This is a genomic window from Campylobacter sp. RM16188 (genome assembly GCF_012978795.1).
Taxonomy (GTDB): domain Bacteria; phylum Campylobacterota; class Campylobacteria; order Campylobacterales; family Campylobacteraceae; genus Campylobacter_A; species Campylobacter_A canis.
The window spans coordinates 25,458-43,142 of sequence record NZ_LIWQ01000015.1; the positions used below are offsets into that span (position 1 = coordinate 25,458).

Below are 17,685 nucleotides of genomic sequence, written 5' to 3' on the forward strand. Positions count from 1 at the left end.
TTGCGAAAACTGCAAGAGCGAATTTAAGCCATCAGGGTTTTTTACTTTTTTGGTAGAGAATATCACTTTTCTATCTCCCGTTATTGTAATAGTTTTTGCTCATTTTACACAAGAAATGTTGTTTTCAAATGCTGACGGCACATTTTTGGTTTCGGTTGCTATAGGAACTGTCCTATACTTAATAGTTTCTGCTTTTTTAACATATTTAATACCATATAAGAAAAAATAATGCTTAAATTTGCGCATTATTTTAACTGTTTTCTATCACTCTTTTTGTCTCAAGCGCTATTTCTAGTTCCTCGTTCGTCGGTATTATCAGCGTTTTTATGACCGCCTCTTTATCATCAACACATCTTGCGCCGCTTGATCTAGCGAAATTTAGCTCGTGATCTATCTTGATACCAAGGTGCGGTAGCTCGCTACAAATTTTACTTCTTGTATTTGGTGCGTTTTCACCGATACCGCCTGTAAATATAAGCGCATCAACGCGTCCAAGCACGGCGTAGTAAGCTCCTATGTATTTTTTGATACGGTAGCAAAACATCTCAAAAGCAAGATGAGCTCTCTCGTCATGCTCCATTTTAGCAACGACTTCGCGCATATCGTTTGAACCGCAAATTCCAAGAAGCCCGCTCTTTTTGTTTAAAAAAGTATCGATTTCATTAGCCTTTAGTTCGCCTAAATTTAGCAGATAAGTGATGATCGCAGGATCCATATCCCCGCTTCTTGTGCCCATTATAAGACCTTCAAGCGGGCTAAGTCCCATCGAAGTATCTACGCTTTTACCCTCTTTAACTGCACAAACCGAAGCGCCGTTGCCAAGATGAAGCGATATGGCGTTAAAATTCTCATACTCCATGCCAAGCATTTTGGCTGCGGTTTTGGTAACGTAGTGATGAGAGGTGCCGTGAAAGCCATATTTGCGTATATGCAAGCGTTTGGCTAGATCATAAGGCAGTGCGTATCTGTAAGCAAATTCAGGCATACTTTGATGAAATACCGTATCAAAAACCGCCACATGAGGGACGTTTTCGCCGCTTTCTTTCATGGCGTTTCTTATGCCTGCTAGGTGTCCCGGGTTATGAAGCGGAGCTAGGGCTGAATTTTGCTCGATTTTAGCGATTACTTCGCTATCAATTCTGGCTGAAGCGCTAAAACTCTCTCCGCCGTGAACTATCCTGTGCCCTATGCCGTCAAGCTCGCTTAGGTTGTGCAAGATATTTGATACCGCAAATAGCCTATTCATGATCTCAAGACCCTCGTGGTGATCTTTGATCGCCAGCTTTTCTTCGTAAATGTTGTCTGTTTTTGTATCTTTTAATTTGGCATAAGAGTTGCTTTCTCCTATGCGCTCGATAAGTCCCGTCGCGATTGCGTTGTTGTTGCTCATATCAAAAAGCTGAAATTTTATAGATGAGCTACCGGAGTTTAAAACTAAAATTTTCACTATTTGCCTCCTGCTTGTATGGCGGTGATTAAAACCGTATTTACTATATCTTCTACCGAACACCCTCTGCTTAGGTCGTTTACGGGTTTTTTAAGTCCTTGCAAAAGCGGTCCTATGGCGATGCAGTTTGCGCTGCGTTGAGCTATCTTATATCCGATGTTGCCGCAGCTTAAATTTGGAAATACAAATACATTTGCTCTGCCGGCTACGTCACTATTTGGCAGCTTCTTTTTGGCTACTTGCATGTCGATGGCCGCGTCATATTGCATAGGTCCGTCGATGACTAAATTTGGCTCAAGCTCTTTTGCTATCTTAAGTGCCGCATGAACCAAATCCACATCTTCACCGTATCCGCTATCTCCCGTAGAGTATGAAAGCAGGGCGACTCTAGGTTTAAGCCCGAAGTAGCTAGCGGTATTAGCCGAATCAATCGCTATCCTAGCCAGAGTTTGCGCGTCGGGCTTTGGATTTATCGCACAATCTGCGTAGATTAAAATTTCTTCATCCATACACATCACAAACGAGCTTGATACAAGCGGTGTTTGAGGTTTTGTCTTTATGATTTCAAATGCGGGGCGTATGGTATCGGCGGTGGTGGTTATGGCTCCGCTTACCATGGCGTCGGCCAAGTCTGTTTGAACCATCATGGTGCCAAAGTAAGTTTTGTCTAAAATCATCTCTTTTGCTTTTTCAAGCGTTACGCCCTTGTGCTTTCTAAGTTCATGAAGTTTGCTTGCGAAGCTATCTTGATACTCGTTTTTGTCTAGATTTATGAATTTTATTCCTTCTAAATTTACGCCAAGACTCTTTGCCTCGGTTTTAATCCCGCTCTCATCTCCAAGTAGGATTAAATTCACCGCTTGCGTTTTTATTAAAAGCTCGCTAGCCTTTAATATCCGCTCATCGGCGCTTTCAGGCAAAACTATGGTTTTTTTATCTGATTTTGCCTTATCTACAAGCTCTTTTTCGAATTTATAAGGAGTGCTAATGTCTTGTTTATAAGCTAAAATTTCATCCAAATTTGAACTTATAAAGAGCTTTGAGTTTTTGTTTATCGCTTTTAAATTCTCGGTGCAATAAACAGGAGCGTTAAGGTGCTTGGCAAGCATTAAATTTAGCTCGAATTTGCCGATATTTCCAAATGCTTCACATCCTCTAATCGCGATAAATTCGTACTCTTTTTTAAGTCTATCAAATTCTTTTATGATATCTTTTATCAGCTCTTTTTCTCTATCTTCTCTAAAGGCCAAAATCGCCTCTTCAATGCTTACAAATCCGCCGATAGGCTCAAAAATCGTTATATTTTTAAATTTTGCTGATATAATTTCATAAATTTTTGAAAAATTAGCAGTTAGTAGATAAATCCTATCGGTTTTCATCTTTTTTCCTTAATTAGTGGAACTTTAATTGCTTAATTTTATCATAAATATCTATACTAAGGTTAAATTTTATGAAAGCTAAATTTTATTTATCTATGGCTTGTATCGGACTGATTTTTAGCGGATGTGTGCCGAGCGCCGATCCTAAAATAGACATGAAGCCGCCCGTATATGTAGAGCAGCTTCCCGCCAAGCAGATAAATAATCAGCCAAATACGGGTAGTCTTTTTGGACGAGGGGATAATCCTTTATTCTCAGATAGAAAGGCTATGAACGTAAATGATATCGTAACCGTAGTAATAAGCGAGAGTGCAAACCAAAGCTCCACAGGTAAACGAAACACTAATAAAGACAGCACCATAGGGCTTGGAGGAGGGGTGTTTACCGCAGGATCTTCGCCTCTTTCTCACGCGGCGGATCAGTTAAACAAATTCGGCGATATAGGCTTTAAAGCGGGCACTAAAAATCAATTTAGCGGAGGAGCTTTGAGTTCTCGCACCGAAAGCTTTAAGACAACCATATCGGCTCGCATTATTAAAGTGCTTGAAAACGGCAACTACTTCATCGAAGGCTCGCGCGAGCTACTGCTTAACGGCGAAAAGCAGATAGTGCAACTAAGCGGCGTAATAAGACCTTATGATATATCAAATTCTAATGAAATAGACTCAAAATATATCGCGGACGCAAAAATTTTATATAAAACCGAAGGCGATGTGGATAAATCAACGAGAAAGCCGTGGGGAACGAAGCTTATGGAGGCTATTTGGCCTTTTTAAAATTTAATAGCCCTCAAATTTCGAGGGCTATTTTGTATTTAATTAAAACATAAAGCTAAATTTAGCATTTAAACCGTTTGATTTGACATTATCTCCAAAAGCTCCTATGTAAGATAGTCTAACGGAACCGTTTTTAAATATTTTCGCTTCTAAACCGGCATCTATAGTAGTTAGATCGGTTAGTCTTTCTCCTTCTAGTCCTATGCTACCGTTTGCTCCTAATCCTACGGTTGTGCTAGGAGCTTTTTGACCAAATAGTCTATTATAAGCTATATTTGCATTTGCATTAAAAATACCAAAAGCATAGCTTGGTTTTATACCTATAGTAGCTACGGTAACATCTCTGTTATCTTTACTTGTAGTCATGGTATAAACACCTATTTGTTGCTCGCTTGTTTTAACTCTTGCATTTATATAACCAAATCCTACATAAGGTGAAAGAGCGAAATTTGCCGACTCTATGCCTTTATGGCTAATATCTGCATATACCATTGCGATAGCCTCTTTATTTTTGGTTTTTGTGTTTGATACATACTCGACTATGCTGGAGCTGCTTTCTTTATGGCGTTTGCCCATCGTGTAAGTTGCCATAGTGTTTAGCTTAAAGTCACTTATGTCGGTTTGAGTGTAGATACCGAAATTTGAGTTTAGAACTTTATAGTCTTTTTCGCCGTCTATTTTTGTCAGTGTTTTGCTTAGTCCAAGCACACCGCCAAATCTTGTGTTATCGCTTGCCATGCCGTCTGCGCCAAAGATTTGACCAAATGTTTGAGATTTGGCATCAACGCTATTGTATTTGAAGTTGTGGGCTATGGTTGTAGTCCAAAAAGATAGTCCGCTATATGTGTCGTTGGTATTTACGGCATTTATATTCGCTTTGTGCCCTGAGATAGAATTTCTAAGTAAAATGCTATTTAAAACAGATGTGTTTTGTGCGGCAAAATTTCCATCGTTTGCAAGCGTCTTAAATGTAGCTTTTGCTTGGTCAGGTGTAGCAAAAAGTAAATTTCTATATAGATCGCTTGTTTTAAGATTGTTTCTAGCCACAGATCTAAATCCGACACTAGCATTTGAAGGAGCTAAAATCGCTGATTGCTCTATGAAATTTGCAACTTCTTTTTGATTTGACGAAGCGGCAAAATCTCCCATTTGCTTTGAGTTTTTCTTTACATTGATTTTTAATTTATCATTTGCAAATTCTTTTGTGAGGTTAAAAAACGCATACTCTTTAGCAAATTTTGTCTTTTCATACCCGATAAATACTCCTTGAGCGCTATAGCCTCTAGTTAATGAAGGAGACTTCATTAGTTCGACTAATTCATCGGCATTTTCAGATATTCCTACGAGAGAACCGTCTTTGAAAGTTACATTTACGTTCGCACTTCCTGGTCTAGTAAGCAAAAACGCACCGCCATTATTTATAGTTGCCGTTACGACATCTGATGTGCTTGTTTTAGTTACCTCTTTCCAGCCTGTGCTTGAAGGAACATAGTATTTTCTTTCTTTTAAAATTTCAAGCGAGCCGCCATTTTCTACGACTACATTGCTTTTTGTTAAAGATTGATTTAAGGCTGAAATTTTACCTCCGTAGATAGTGGTATTTCCCGTAAAGGTATTATCTCCGACTAAAGTAAGCGTGCCACTTCCTCTTTTAACAAGCGAGCCTTCATATCCTTCCGTCGCTCTTTGAGCTCTTGCTTTTTCTCTTGCCGTTTCAAACACCATCTCGGCTTTTTCTTCAGCCGTTAAAGAAGCTTTTGCATTAAGTAAAGCCTTCCTTGCGTTCCAAGTCGCAGCTTCATTGTCATCTTCCGTTTTTCTATGCTTGATTGCTACATCCAAAATGTTGTTTGACCAGATATCATCCACTTCCATACTAACATCAAATTTTCCTAAAAATTGTCCTGGGCCAAACATTGATTTACCAAGATCAAGGATACCCCAACCCCATCTTGCATCAGGCGTACCTAGTGCCGAAGTCCATCCTTCAAGCGGAGTTGATGTATTTTTCTGAGTTTGTCTAGTATTTGTTAGCATCGTATCATGGACTTGATCCGCACTCATATATGTATAGCGAGAAAAAATTACTCCTAGTGCTCCTGATACGTGAGGAGCAGCCATGGATGTGCCTCCCCAGCTGGCGTAGTCGGATTTGCCTGTTTTTATATCAACTATAGAGGAGTAAATGTTCATGCCGGGTGCAGCTATAGTCCACCACTTAGAATGTCCCGCAAGATTAAATCTTTGTCCGTCATTTTCTTTTTGTCCGGTTACGTTAATCCAATACTTTTCCGCATCAGGTCTAAAATATGGAAGCATAGAACGAGTAAAAGATTCTTCCATATTATCTCTATTTCCTGCGGTAAATACTTGAATGATTTGTCTATTAACTGCCACTTCGTAAGCCGCATCTACAAAGCTTTTTTCTCCCGAAACCACAAACTGATAGTATGCTTTTTTAGCCGAATCAAGATCTTTAAGATCCATATGGTCTTTAGGATCGTTTGTTTTGTGTATTTTAAATTTAACGCTTCCGTCAGGATTTCTAATGTATTTTCCGGAACTGTCTCTTAAATATTCTATTTTCCAGCCGGTTGCTCCGGGATATGCCGAATTTACTTTTCTGTTTGACCCCCAGCTGTTATTAATAACTCTGACACCGGCATCGGCTAGTGCAGTATAGCCTTTTAAAAAGAAGTTATAATCTTGGTTTGGTCCATAGGTCATTCCATCGTTACCGCCGGTGTTGGCAGAATATAATTTTGAGCCAAAGGCAACTCCGTGCATCCCGCTACCGTTTCTGCTAGCTGCCATTGTACCACCGACATGAGTACCGTGAGAGTCGTTTATGCCCGCTATCCACTCTCCGCCTATGTTAAATGACTCTCCTTTTTTAAATTCACCTTTATTTGATTTATCATAATCAGAGCTAGAGCCTTTTTTGAATGGGGAATTTCCATACTGTGTGTCAGGATAGCGCATGCCGTTCTTGCTGTATTCTCCTATGCTTTTAATGGTAGAAAATCTACCGTCTTGAAATTCCGGGTGAGACATAAGCATGCCCGAGTCCATGACTCCTATTTTTACTCCGCCCCCATTAAAACCCATAGCATAAGCGGTGGAGGAATCCATTGAGCTAAGACCCCAGTCTTTTTTATACTCATCGCTTTCCCAACTTGAAGTGTTTCCTAAAACACCCATTTCTTTGTAAGCGTTTGCACTGCTTGCCAAAAACATACAAGCAAAAATTGATAGTGCGATTTTGTTAGTGCGTGCAGCACAACTAAATTCTAATCTCATGAGTATCCTTTCTTTAAAAAGTAAAAAATCGATAAAATTATATAAATATTAATCTTTAATATTAATTAATTTATTTAAAATATATTGTCGATTTATTGTTATATTTTTTTGCAATACACTTTTTGTAATTTAAATCTTAAGAAATATATCTATAATTTAGTTACTTTTTTATATTATTAAAATTAAACTGAATTTTTTAAATTAACTTTTATTTTAATATAATTTAGAAATTTTATTCTATTATTTTTAAAGACTATAATTACGGTTTTTTTGAACATATCATCTATTTTTAAAATTTTTAAAGATATAATAAAGTGTAAATTTCAAGGCAAGGGCAAAAAAATGAAAGAGTTAAATGGCTCGCAGATGATTAGCGAAGCACTATATAAAGAGGGTGTTGATATAGTTTTCGGATATCCTGGCGGTGCGGCTCTTAATATCTACGATGAGACTTATAAGCAAAGATACTTTAAGCATATTTTAGTTCGCCACGAGCAGGCCGCCGTCCATGCCGCAGATGGATATGCAAGAGCAAGCGGAAAGGTCGGAGTAGCTTTCGTTACTAGCGGTCCTGGATTTACAAATGCCGTTACAGGTCTTGCTACGGCGTATTCTGATAGTATTCCTATAGTGCTTATAAGCGGGCAGGTTGCAAGCTCGCTTATCGGCACGGATGCCTTTCAAGAGATTGATGCGGTAGGAATTTCTCGCCCCTGTGTGAAGCATAACTATTTGGTAAATAGCATTGAGGAGCTTCCAAGAATTTTAAAAGAGGCGTTTTATATCGCTCGCTCAGGTCGTCCGGGACCCGTTCATATCGACATACCAAAGGATATAACCGCAGCAATGGGAAATTTTGATTATCCCGAGGAGATAAAGATGCTTACTTATAAGCCTACTTATAAGGGCAATGCAAAGCAGATTAAAAAGGCTGCCGAAGCGATATCTGCGGCAAAAAGACCGCTTCTTTACCTTGGAGGAGGAGTTGTGGCTTCAGATGCCAGCGAGCTTGTAAGAAAATTTGCTAAAAAGACAGGGATTCCTGCTATAGAGACTCTAATGGGGCTTGGAATTTTATCTCATGATGATGAAAATTTGCTTGCGATGGCGGGTATGCACGGAAGTTATGCCGCAAATATGGCTTTAAGCGAGGCTGATTTGCTTATCGCACTTGGAGCTAGGTTTGATGATCGTATCACCGGTAAGTTAAGCGAATTTGCAAGATACGCGAAAATCATTCACGTAGATATCGACCCAAGTTCGATCTCAAAGATAGTAAACGCGCATTTTCCAATAGTTGGTGATCTAAATTTCGTCCTTGAAGAGCTCATACAAAGAGTTGAAGTAAATCCTGAAAACATCAAAGACTGGAAGGATATCCTCTCTCGCTACGACAAGCTAAACCCGCTTGCATACAGCGATAGCGATGAAATTTTAAAGCCGCAGTGGGTCATAGAAGAGACTGCCAAGATAGCAGGCGATGATACGATCATATCAACTGACGTCGGACAGCACCAGATGTGGGCGGCGCAGTTTTATCCGTTTTTGCGCCCAAGACAGCTGATTACCAGCGGAGGTCTTGGTACGATGGGTTACGGACTACCTGCAGCAATGGGCGCAAAGTGCGCAGATCCTAGTAAAACGGTTATAAATTTTACAGGCGACGGCTCGATACTAATGAATATCCAAGAGCTAATGACAGCCGCAGAAAACGGCATAGCGGTTATAAACATCATATTAAACAACAACTTTTTAGGCATGGTGCGCCAGTGGCAGACGTTTTTTTATGAGAAGCGCTACTCATCAACCGATCTTAGCGTCCAGCCTGATTTCGTAAAGATAGTAGAGGGCTTTGGCGGAGTAGGGTTTGTCTGCAAAACCAAAGATGAGTTTAGAAATGCGCTAAAAGAAGCGATAAAGCTTGGCAAGGTAGCTATGCTTGACGTTAGGGTCGATCGCTTTGAAGATGTGCTTCCTATGGTGCCTGCGGGAGCTGCGATATACAATATGATACTAAAAAGCAAGGAATAAATGATGAGTATAAGAAGAGTAATTTCAGTCATCGTTCTTAACGAACACGGAGTGCTTTCGCGTATCTCAGGGCTTTTTGCAGGACGTGGGTATAATATCGATACTCTTACGGTCGCTCCGATACCGGAGACAAATTTATCTCGCCTTAGTATCGTAACGGTGGGCGATGAAAGAGTGCTAGAGCAGATCGTAAAGCAACTACATAAATTGATACCGACATATAAAGTAATAGAAACAGGCGAATTTGTCGAAAAAGAGATGGCGCTCGTAAAAATTCCGCTAAGCGAAAATTTCGGCGGACTTGACGCTATACTTAAGGCATATAACGGTATAGTTGCGAACACAAATGAAAATTTTATCGTTGTTATGGTGGCTGACGATACGATTAGGGTTAATAACTTCTTAAAAGCTATCAAAAAATACAATCCTGCCGATATCGTTCGCGGCGGGTCGGTTTTAATGGATATGTGATGAAACTAAGTGAAATTTATAAGATTTTAGAGATTGAATTTAAAGGTAATGATTTTGAAGTAACTGCACTAAATTCGCTTGCTAATGCAAAAAGTAGCGAATTAAGCTATTGTGACGGCGAAAAAAACGCCAAATTTATTTCAAATTCTAGGGCAGGAGCTATACTGATAGGTGAAAATTTAAAGGAATTTGTGCCTAATGATACGCATGCTATAATCGTTGAAAACGCGCATTTGGCATTTGCGATTTTAAGCAAATTTTTTGCAAAAGAGCTTTTTGCAAGCTCTCCAAAAGAGACTCAAATTTCACCCAGTGCCAAAGTAATGCAAAACGTTTATATAGGCTCAGGCGTAACGCTGGGCGAGGGCAGTGTGCTAATGTCGGGAGTGTTTTTGGGTGATAATGTAAAGATCGGTAAAAACTGCATCTTGCATCCAAATGTAGTCGTATATAACGACTGCGTAATCGGCGATGAGTGTCATATAAACGCAAATGCCGTTATCGGCTCTGACGGCTACGGATACGCACACACCAAAACTGGCGAGCATATCAAAATTTATCACAACGGAAACGTGATTTTAGAAGACTTTGTCGAGATCGGAGCATGCACTACTATAGATCGCGGAGTGTTCGAGCCGACCATCATCAAGCGTCACACTAAGATAGATAATTTAGTTCAAATCGGACACAACTGCGAGCTGGGGCAGGGCTGCTTAATAGTAGCTCAAACAGGACTTGCAGGCTCAACTAAGCTTGGTAGAAACGTCGTGATGGGCGGGCAAAGCGGCACGGCAGGGCATCTTAAAGTCGGTGATTTTGCTCAGATTGCCGCACGTGGAGGAGTCGGCAAGAATATCGAAGGTGGCAAGAAATACGCAGGAGCTTATCCGATAATGGAGCTTGGCGAGTTTTTCAAACTTCAGGCTAAAATTTTAAGATTTTTTAAGAAAAATTAGATTTTAAACGCTCGTATATTGCCTTAAATTTACTCTTTATACGAGCAAATTTCTATTCGTTTATGCAAATTTAGGAATAAATAAAAAGCGGAAATTTATTAGGATTCAAAAAATACTAAGATTTTTAATCGGATTTTAATCTTTAAATCCTCTAAATTTGCTTTGCGTTGTCTTAGTGATTAGAAATTTAATGATTTTTTGATTTGCGAAGTATGAATACAAGAAATTTAAACAGAGGCAAGCGATAAATTTGCCTCTGTTTGTATATATTAGCTAGATAAGGAAACTAAAAAGTTTCTTTATCTAAACTTAAAACCTCCACTGCACACCGATACCGCCATTAACACCTCTTTTTTTACCTGTCATGCCTTGTAGGTTAAAGTCTAGCGTTAGGTTATTTGTACTGTTTAGCTTAGCACCTATCTCTGCATTATAAGTGCTTCCTTTAATGCTTGGACTATCTATATCTACATTATGAGTTAGGTTATATCCTTTAGCTTCGCCTTTAAACTCTCTTTCACAGCTAGCACCTGTATAAAGATCAAATCTTTCGTTTATAGTATGGTTGTATCTAGCTCCTATCTTAGCCGATAAGGATTTAGCAGGTTTTAAAAGAATTCTATCTCCTACTATATCTACCTCTATCTCTTTTTCTCCTAGCTTATTAAAGAGTACTTTAGAGTATATATCTATATTTGATATATCACTTATATCTATCGTCTTGCCTAAGCCTAAATGCATTCCATAGTAGATTCTTTTAGCTTCATATTTAGGAGTAGTTACAGCAGGCATATCGCTTTCATAGTCGCTTTTGATCTTGCCTGCTTTAAAGCTTGAGCTTAGATAAAAGTTATTTGGAAGACTAAACTTAGTAGCTATACCAAGACCTATATATTTAAACTTACCGTTACCTCTTACGTCTATCTTGTCAAAGTCGTTAAAGCTATCATACTTACCTCCACCAAACTCTACAAACGCTCCTACACTGTTTCCTTCAAATTCTTTAGCGACTCCCGCTGCTGCGTTAAAGCTTTTTAGATCTACGTGCGAGCCTGACTTAAGTCTAGTGTTTGATGCGCTTGTAGAGCCAAAGGCTCCGTTGCTATCAGTGCTAAGACTCATGGATGATACTAGATCAGAGCTTGATAGTAGCATGCCTAGCTCCCCTATGGTTGTTTCGATTACGTTTTTAGGGTAGGGAAGGAGATGTGGTCTATTTGTTTCAGGTATATTTTCTTTTGGTTCTTCTATGCCAGGTTTGCTGTCTTCTTGTTTACTGGATTCTGGTTTTTCTATTTCTGGATTGTTATCTTCAGGTTTGCCCACTTCCGGTTTATTTATTTCAGGTTTGGTTGTTTCTGGTTTGTTGTTTTCGGGTTTATCCGCTTCGGGTATGTTTTCTTTTGGTTTTTCTATGTTTGGTCTACTGTCTTCTTGTTTACCAGATTCAGGTTTGTTTTCCGGCGGAGTTTCTTCATTAACTACTTTGGCCAGCAGTTTTTTCTTTTCACTATCTTCTTTTAAAGTGAAATCATATTTTGCTGAAATTCCTGCTTGAATTTGATTTTTGTGATTTTTCATATTCTCTTTTGTTGGATAAATTATGCCGGCATCAGAATATATCAAAGTTACTTCATCACCGCTATTTAAAACCCCGCCTTTCATCATGGCTACGCCTATTTTAGAATTTGTTAGATCAGGAGCTTCGGTTAATGTAAGCATCTTGTCATTTGTTACGCTAAAACCAACAGGTATGTAGAAATTTAAAAACTCAAAGTTCTTTACATCGCTTGCATTTATATTTTTATTTTTTATATTTAGGGTGTTGCCTGTAAAGGCATCGGTTTGACTTGAGCCACCGTATATATAAGGGGAATTCAGATTATCTGCATTTAATAAATTTATAGTGTTGTTTATAGCAGGACCATTTATTGAGCGTCCGCCGTATATCTTAACAGTCTTAGCAAATTTACCGCCGGTTATATTTATGGTGTTATTTGAAACATCTCCCAACTCGGAGTATCCGCCGTAAATTTCAACCTGATCAACAAAAGACCCGCCACTTATCGTTAAAGAATTTTGTTCAACGCTGCCATTTTTAGAATAACCGGAATAAATCTTAACTTTACCGGAAAAAGATCCATCTTTTATATCCAAATAATTCTTTATAGCATTTGACACAACGGCATTTGCATGGGTATATCCTGCATAAATTTCAACTTCTTGCGTAAAAGTGCCGTTTTCTATCTCAATACCATTGTTTATAACATCCCTTATTTCCGAAGAACCGGCATAAATTTTCGTAAATCCAATAAAATCGCCTGCTAAAATTTTTATAGTGTTGTTTAAAGCCCCTTTACTACCTCTTCCCGATATGGCGCTAATACCTATATTTCCGTTAGAAATATTTAGCTTATTGCCTATAGCAATACCATCATAAGCAAAGCCTGCACGTATCTCTTTTATGTGGTTTGTATTGTTTTGATTAAAATTAAGAGTATTATCTGATACATTGCCGTAAAATTTATATCCGGCAAAGATATCTATGTCAAATGTTATATCTAAAGGGGTTCCGTTCCATGTTAGCGTATTATCACTTTCTAAAAGACGGAAATTATTATCTTGCAAATAGCGCTTATATTCACTTTTGGCGGTTGTGGTTTCTACGGCAAAATTTTTTAATACAAGAGGAGATGGTGAGCCTAATGTAGCGTATAAATTTTCATTGTTTGGGTCTTTTTCAAGATTAAATTTATATTTAGCCGAAATTCCTGTCTGTATATCCATATAGTGGTTTGTTATGTCGGTCGGATATGTTATGAGCGGGGCGTTTATAAGAGTTAGCCTAACGTCGTTTTGCATAGAGGCGCCTATAGCCATTCCTGCTGCGATTTTGGAATTTTTTAAATCGATATCATTGTTTAAGATTAGCATCTTATCGGTATCGGGATTAAATCCATCCGGTATATAGAAATTTAGTTTTTCAAAGTTATAGATATAATCTGCTCTGATATTTTTGCCTCTTATATTTAACTCGTTGCCCGTAAAATGATCTCTTGCGCTATTTTTTGTATACCCGCCAAAAATTTTGCCTAAAGAAAGGGAATCTTTATTTAAATTTACGGTGTTATTTATGGCGTTTCCTTGTTCTGAGTTGCCGCAATAGATAATGCTATCGCTTTTAAATGTTGCTTGATTGATACTAACGATATTGCCTGACGTATCGCCTTCAATCGAATATCCGCCATGTATATAGTTACTATTTCCAAATTTGGCTTGTGCTATTGTAACGCTATTGTTTGTGGCATTTGCTTTATTTGAATATCCTCCGGAGATATGTATATTGTCTTCAAAATTTGCTTGATTTATTGTAACGCTATTACTTGTAGCGTCTTCTAAGGCATTATTTACTTGGCCGGCATATATAAGAGTATTGTTTTGTATAGTAGCTGAATTTTCTATGATAACATTATTGCCTTGAGCCTTTCCGCCTTCAGAGTATCCGCCGTACAAAATAGGCTTATCGATAGTAAAATTTCCACCCGAAATTCTTAATGTGTTATTTAAAGATCCTGTTTTACCGTAACCTCCATAGGCATATCCTGCGATATTTCCGCCTGATATATTTAGAGTGTTATTTTGAGCTTTGCCGTTGTCGGCTTTTCCTCCATATAAGTTTTTGATGAGATCGGTAGTATTTGCATTGAAATTTAAGGTATTTTGGTTTGCATTGCCTGTATTGCTATATCCTGCTTTTAGATTTATATTTGAAGCAAGATCAGTAGGTGTGCCGTCCCAAATTAGCGTATTATCGCTTCCTTCAAGGCTTAAATAATCTCCGAATTGATACTCTTTATATTTTGCCTCAGAGGTTGTAGTGTCTATAATAAGCTTTTTGATAAGTTCTACTACCGCAAGTAGCTTTCTTTTTGTCTCATCTGCTTTTAGAGTAAATTTGTATTTGGCTGAAATTCCCGTTTGAAGTTCGGCTGTATTGTTTTCCATTTTGTCCGGATATGTTATTTGATCGCCTAAAGATTCTATAAGAGTAACTTTATCTCCATTGTTTAAAACCCCGCCTTTCATCATGGCTACGCCTATTTTAGAATTTGTTAGATCAGGAGCTTCGGTTAATGTAAGCATCCTGTCTGTAGCAGGCATAAAGCCAACAGGTATGTAGAAATTTAGCTTTTCAAAATTTTCAATAGCAGCGGCAGTTATGTTTTTGCCTCTTATGTTTAGTGTGTTGCCTATTAAATTTTCTTCCATACTTCCAGGAGATACTTCTCCTCCGTAAATGCCTCCCAAGATAATACCGTCGGCCTTTAAATTTACTGTATTATTTATAGCTTTACCGTTTTCAGAGAACCCTCCAACAATATCCACATTTTTACTGTTATTGCTAGATTCCCAACCTGTTATAGTTATACTGTTTGCACTAGCCTCTCCGTTATTGCTAGAGTATCCACCGTATATAGTAGAACGACTATTATCAAATTCTCCTCCTGTTATATAAACATGGTTGTTTTTAGCATCTAGGTCTGCAAGTGCTCCATATGCTCCAGCTAGTATTTTTCCGCCGGTTATATACAGCTTATTATTGATTGCGTTTCTTTTATTTGAATACCCAGCGTATATATGTGTTATGTATGAACTATCGTTGGCATTGAAATTAAAAGTATTTTCGCTGACATCCTCAGCGTCACTATATCCTGCCTTTATACCAGTATTTTCATTTACATAATTAGGTGTTCCGTTCCAAGTAAGAGAATTTTTGCTTCCATCAAGACTAAATTCTCTTCCTATGGCGGATGTATCGTATATTTCATATTCTGCTTGCGGTGTGTCAGTATTTACGGTTAGGTTTTTTAACTTTGTAGGCGGACCTACTATGGCAAATAGCTTTTTCTTAGCAGGGTCCCCTGCAAGAGTAAAGCTATAAAGAGCAGAAATTCCGGCTTGCAGTCTGCCTTTATGGTTTGTCATGTCGGTTGGATATTTTATGTCGCCATTCGTAGCCTCTATAAGAGTTATATTATCTCCACGGTTTAAAACTCCTCCGTGCATCATGGCTACGCCTACTTTAGATCTGGATAGATCGGGAGCAGTATTTAATGTAAGCATTTTATCATTAGCAGGTATAAAGCCAACAGGTATATAGAAATTTAAAAACTCAAAGTTATGTATGCTGCCTGCTTTTATATTTTTACTTTTTACGTTTAAGGTGTTGCCGGTAAAGGCATCGGTATTTCCACCTGTATGTCCACCGTAAATTTTCGCATTTTTTAAATCCAAACCGTCCGAGTTTAAGATAACCTCATTACCTGTAGCTTGTCCTTTCGGTGCGGCACGTCCAGCATATATTTTGACGTTTTCTTGAAATGCTCCGCCTTTTATCTCTACTGTATTGCCGTTCGCCTCTTTTGAGTTATTTAAGTCGTTTGATCGTCCGCCGTAAATTGTAGAACCCGCTTTTATCTTGGCGCCTATGTTTATGATTACTTTGTTTTCATTGGCATTTCCTTTTGAGCCGTATCCGCCGAATAACTCAGGCAATTTACTAGTGAATTGTGTTCCAAATATGTTTAGTGTATTTTTTATCGCATCACCCTCACTATAAGCGCCATATGCCGCCTCATTCAGTTTTCCGCCATTTAAATTTAAAGTGTTTTCACTAGCGATGCCTTCTCCGTTTCCTCCGTAGATATCTTTTATCTTATCTGTAGTATTGCCATTAAAATTTAATATGTTTTTGGCAGGATTATCTCTCCCTGCTGATATAGTAATACTGAAAATTTCTTTTTTAATATCAGTGGGTGTGCCATCCCATGTTAAAATATTATTTTCTCCGGAGAGTTCAAACTTTTGAGTTGAAAAATCCTCATGCGATATATAGTTGACATAATCAGTTCTAGTGGAAGATTCGCTTATTGTTATATTTTCTCCTGCTCCTACTAGTAAGCTTGTCGCGATAAGCGAAAGCACAAGACTACACCTTATACAGGCTTTCATACAAATTCCTTTATTAACGTATTTTAAACAATTATACAATCAATAGTGTAAATATGAGCAAAATTTTGACTAAGTTAAAAATAAATAATAAAAAAGTGAGTATTTAAGGACGAATTTCGTCCTTAAATTTTTAGTAGTTTTTCACAAATTCGGCTATACGATCTATACCTTTTATGATATTTTCCATACTTGTAGCAAAGCTTAGTCTAAAGTATCCGTCCATACCAAATCCAACTCCCGGCACGCAAGCTACTTTCGCCTCTTCAAGCAAGCGGCGGCAAAATTTCATAGAATCAGCCTCAACCTTAGAGCAGTTTACAAATAGATAAAACGCGCCTTCAGGCTTAAGCACGCTAAGTCCGTTTATGGAGTTTATCATCTCGCACGCTTTATCTCTGCGCTTGATAAATTCCGCTCTCATCATAGCCATATCTTCATCGGCTTTTCCTGAAAGTCCTGCTATCGCTCCTTCTTGGACGATCGAGCTTATGTTGCTTGTGCTTTGACTTTGAAGCCTTTTAACCGCGGCATTTAGCTCAGGTATCACGCTTGCCATATAGCCAAATCTCCAGCCGGGCATCGCTCCGCATTTGCTCAGTCCGTTTATGGTGATGGTGCGCTTAAACATATCTTCACTCACGCTTGCAGCTGCGGTAAAAGGAGTGTCGTAGCTAAGTTTTTCGTAAATTTCATCGCTTGCTATGAGAATTTTGGTATCTTTTAAAACTTCGCCAAGAGCAAGCAGCTCTTTACGGCTATATATCGCTCCTGTCGGGTTGCAAGGGCTGTTTAGAACTAAAATTTTGCTCTTTGGCGTGATTGCCGCTTTTAGTTGCTCAGGTGTTATCTTAAATCCGCTATTTTCGCACGTATCTATATAAACAGGCACACCGCCGCTAAATTTCACCATCTCAGGATAGCTCACCCAGTAAGGGCTTGGGATTACAACCTCGTCGCCGTCATCGATCAGCGCTTGAAAGATATTAAAAAGCGAGTGCTTGGCGCCTACGTTTGTTATGATCTGGCTTGTCTCGTATTTTAGCCCGTTTTCACGCTCCAGCTTTGAAGCGATAGCTTTTAAGACATCAGGAGAGCCCGGAACCGCCGTGTATTTGCCACATCCCTTATCAAGTGCTTTTACGACTGCGTCTTTTATGGCTTTTGGAGTGTCAAAGTCCGGCTCGCCAGCCGAAAAACTCACGACATCTTCGCCTTTTGCTTTCATCTCTTTAGCAAGTGAGCTGATAGCTATGGTAAGCGATTCGCTTAATACTTGAACTCTATTTGACAGCATGTTTTTCCTTTTTGTGAAA

9 protein-coding genes are annotated in these 17,685 nt (G+C 38.6%); 4 read left to right on the forward strand and 5 right to left on the reverse strand.

Features of this window, described 5'->3' with window-relative positions; all coding sequences use genetic code 11:
• Positions 1 to 250: 250 nt before the first annotated feature.
• Together CDOM16188_RS09170 and pta are read right to left on the reverse strand one after the other, a co-directional pair.
• Positions 251 to 1,447 (reverse strand): acetate kinase, encoded by a 1,197-nt coding sequence (locus CDOM16188_RS09170; RefSeq protein WP_172201583.1) that lies wholly within the window; start codon positions 1,445 to 1,447, stop codon positions 251 to 253.
• Positions 1,447 to 2,826 carry a phosphate acetyltransferase gene (gene pta, locus CDOM16188_RS09175; RefSeq protein WP_172201584.1) on the reverse strand — a complete coding sequence of 460 codons (1,380 nt, stop codon included), beginning with the start codon at positions 2,824 to 2,826 and terminating at the stop codon, positions 1,447 to 1,449. The genes CDOM16188_RS09170 and pta overlap by 1 nt, the downstream gene beginning before the upstream one ends.
• A gap of 71 nt (positions 2,827 to 2,897) precedes the next feature.
• On the opposite strand from pta, the gene flgH reads away from it, so the two are divergent.
• Positions 2,898 to 3,602 carry a flagellar basal body L-ring protein FlgH gene (flgH, locus tag CDOM16188_RS09180; RefSeq protein WP_172201585.1) on the forward strand — a complete coding sequence of 235 codons (705 nt, stop codon included), beginning with the start codon at positions 2,898 to 2,900 and terminating at the stop codon, positions 3,600 to 3,602.
• A 42-nt stretch (positions 3,603 to 3,644) separates the two neighbouring features.
• Here the strand turns inward: flgH and CDOM16188_RS09185 are convergent, their stop codons facing one another.
• Positions 3,645 to 6,902 (reverse strand): S8 family serine peptidase, encoded by a 3,258-nt coding sequence (locus CDOM16188_RS09185; RefSeq protein ID WP_172201586.1) that lies wholly within the window; start codon positions 6,900 to 6,902, stop codon positions 3,645 to 3,647.
• Between the two features lie 342 nt (positions 6,903 to 7,244).
• Between CDOM16188_RS09185 and CDOM16188_RS09190 the strand changes: the two genes are divergently transcribed.
• The 3 genes from CDOM16188_RS09190 to lpxD are packed head-to-tail and all read left to right on the forward strand — an operon-like array spanning position 7,245 to position 10,360.
• Positions 7,245 to 8,933 carry an acetolactate synthase large subunit gene (locus CDOM16188_RS09190; RefSeq protein WP_172201587.1) on the forward strand — a complete coding sequence of 563 codons (1,689 nt, stop codon included), beginning with the start codon at positions 7,245 to 7,247 and terminating at the stop codon, positions 8,931 to 8,933.
• A gap of 9 nt (positions 8,934 to 8,942) precedes the next feature.
• A complete protein-coding gene (gene ilvN, locus CDOM16188_RS09195) occupies positions 8,943 to 9,404 on the forward strand; it encodes an acetolactate synthase small subunit (protein ID WP_169941008.1) in 462 nt (153 codons plus the stop codon).
• Positions 9,404 to 10,360, forward strand: a complete 957-nt coding sequence (lpxD, locus tag CDOM16188_RS09200) for a UDP-3-O-(3-hydroxymyristoyl)glucosamine N-acyltransferase (protein WP_172201589.1) — start codon at positions 9,404 to 9,406, stop codon at positions 10,358 to 10,360. Before ilvN ends, lpxD begins: the two co-directional genes overlap by 1 nt.
• 309 nt (positions 10,361 to 10,669) lie before the next feature.
• On the opposite strand, the gene CDOM16188_RS09205 is transcribed toward lpxD, so the two are convergent.
• Entirely contained in the window at positions 10,670 to 16,372 is a 5,703-nt protein-coding gene (locus CDOM16188_RS09205) for an autotransporter outer membrane beta-barrel domain-containing protein (protein WP_172201591.1), read from the reverse strand.
• Positions 16,373 to 16,502: 130 nt separating this feature from the next.
• Positions 16,503 to 17,666 (reverse strand): pyridoxal phosphate-dependent aminotransferase, encoded by a 1,164-nt coding sequence (locus CDOM16188_RS09210; RefSeq protein ID WP_172201593.1) that lies wholly within the window; start codon positions 17,664 to 17,666, stop codon positions 16,503 to 16,505.
• Between the last annotated feature and the right edge of the window lie 19 nt (positions 17,667 to 17,685).

Coding starts and splice junctions, on each gene's coding strand:
- pta (WP_172201584.1), bottom strand. CDS start 2,826: ATGAAAACCGATAGGATTTATCTACTAACTGCTAATTTTTCAAAAATT.
- flgH (WP_172201585.1), top strand. CDS start 2,898: ATGAAAGCTAAATTTTATTTATCTATGGCTTGTATCGGACTGATTTTT.
- CDOM16188_RS09185 (WP_172201586.1), bottom strand. CDS start 6,902: ATGAGATTAGAATTTAGTTGTGCTGCACGCACTAACAAAATCGCACTA.
- CDOM16188_RS09190 (WP_172201587.1), top strand. CDS start 7,245: ATGAAAGAGTTAAATGGCTCGCAGATGATTAGCGAAGCACTATATAAA.
- lpxD (WP_172201589.1), top strand. CDS start 9,404: ATGAAACTAAGTGAAATTTATAAGATTTTAGAGATTGAATTTAAAGGT.
- CDOM16188_RS09205 (WP_172201591.1), bottom strand. CDS start 16,372: ATGAAAGCCTGTATAAGGTGTAGTCTTGTGCTTTCGCTTATCGCGACA.
- CDOM16188_RS09210 (WP_172201593.1), bottom strand. CDS start 17,666: ATGCTGTCAAATAGAGTTCAAGTATTAAGCGAATCGCTTACCATAGCT.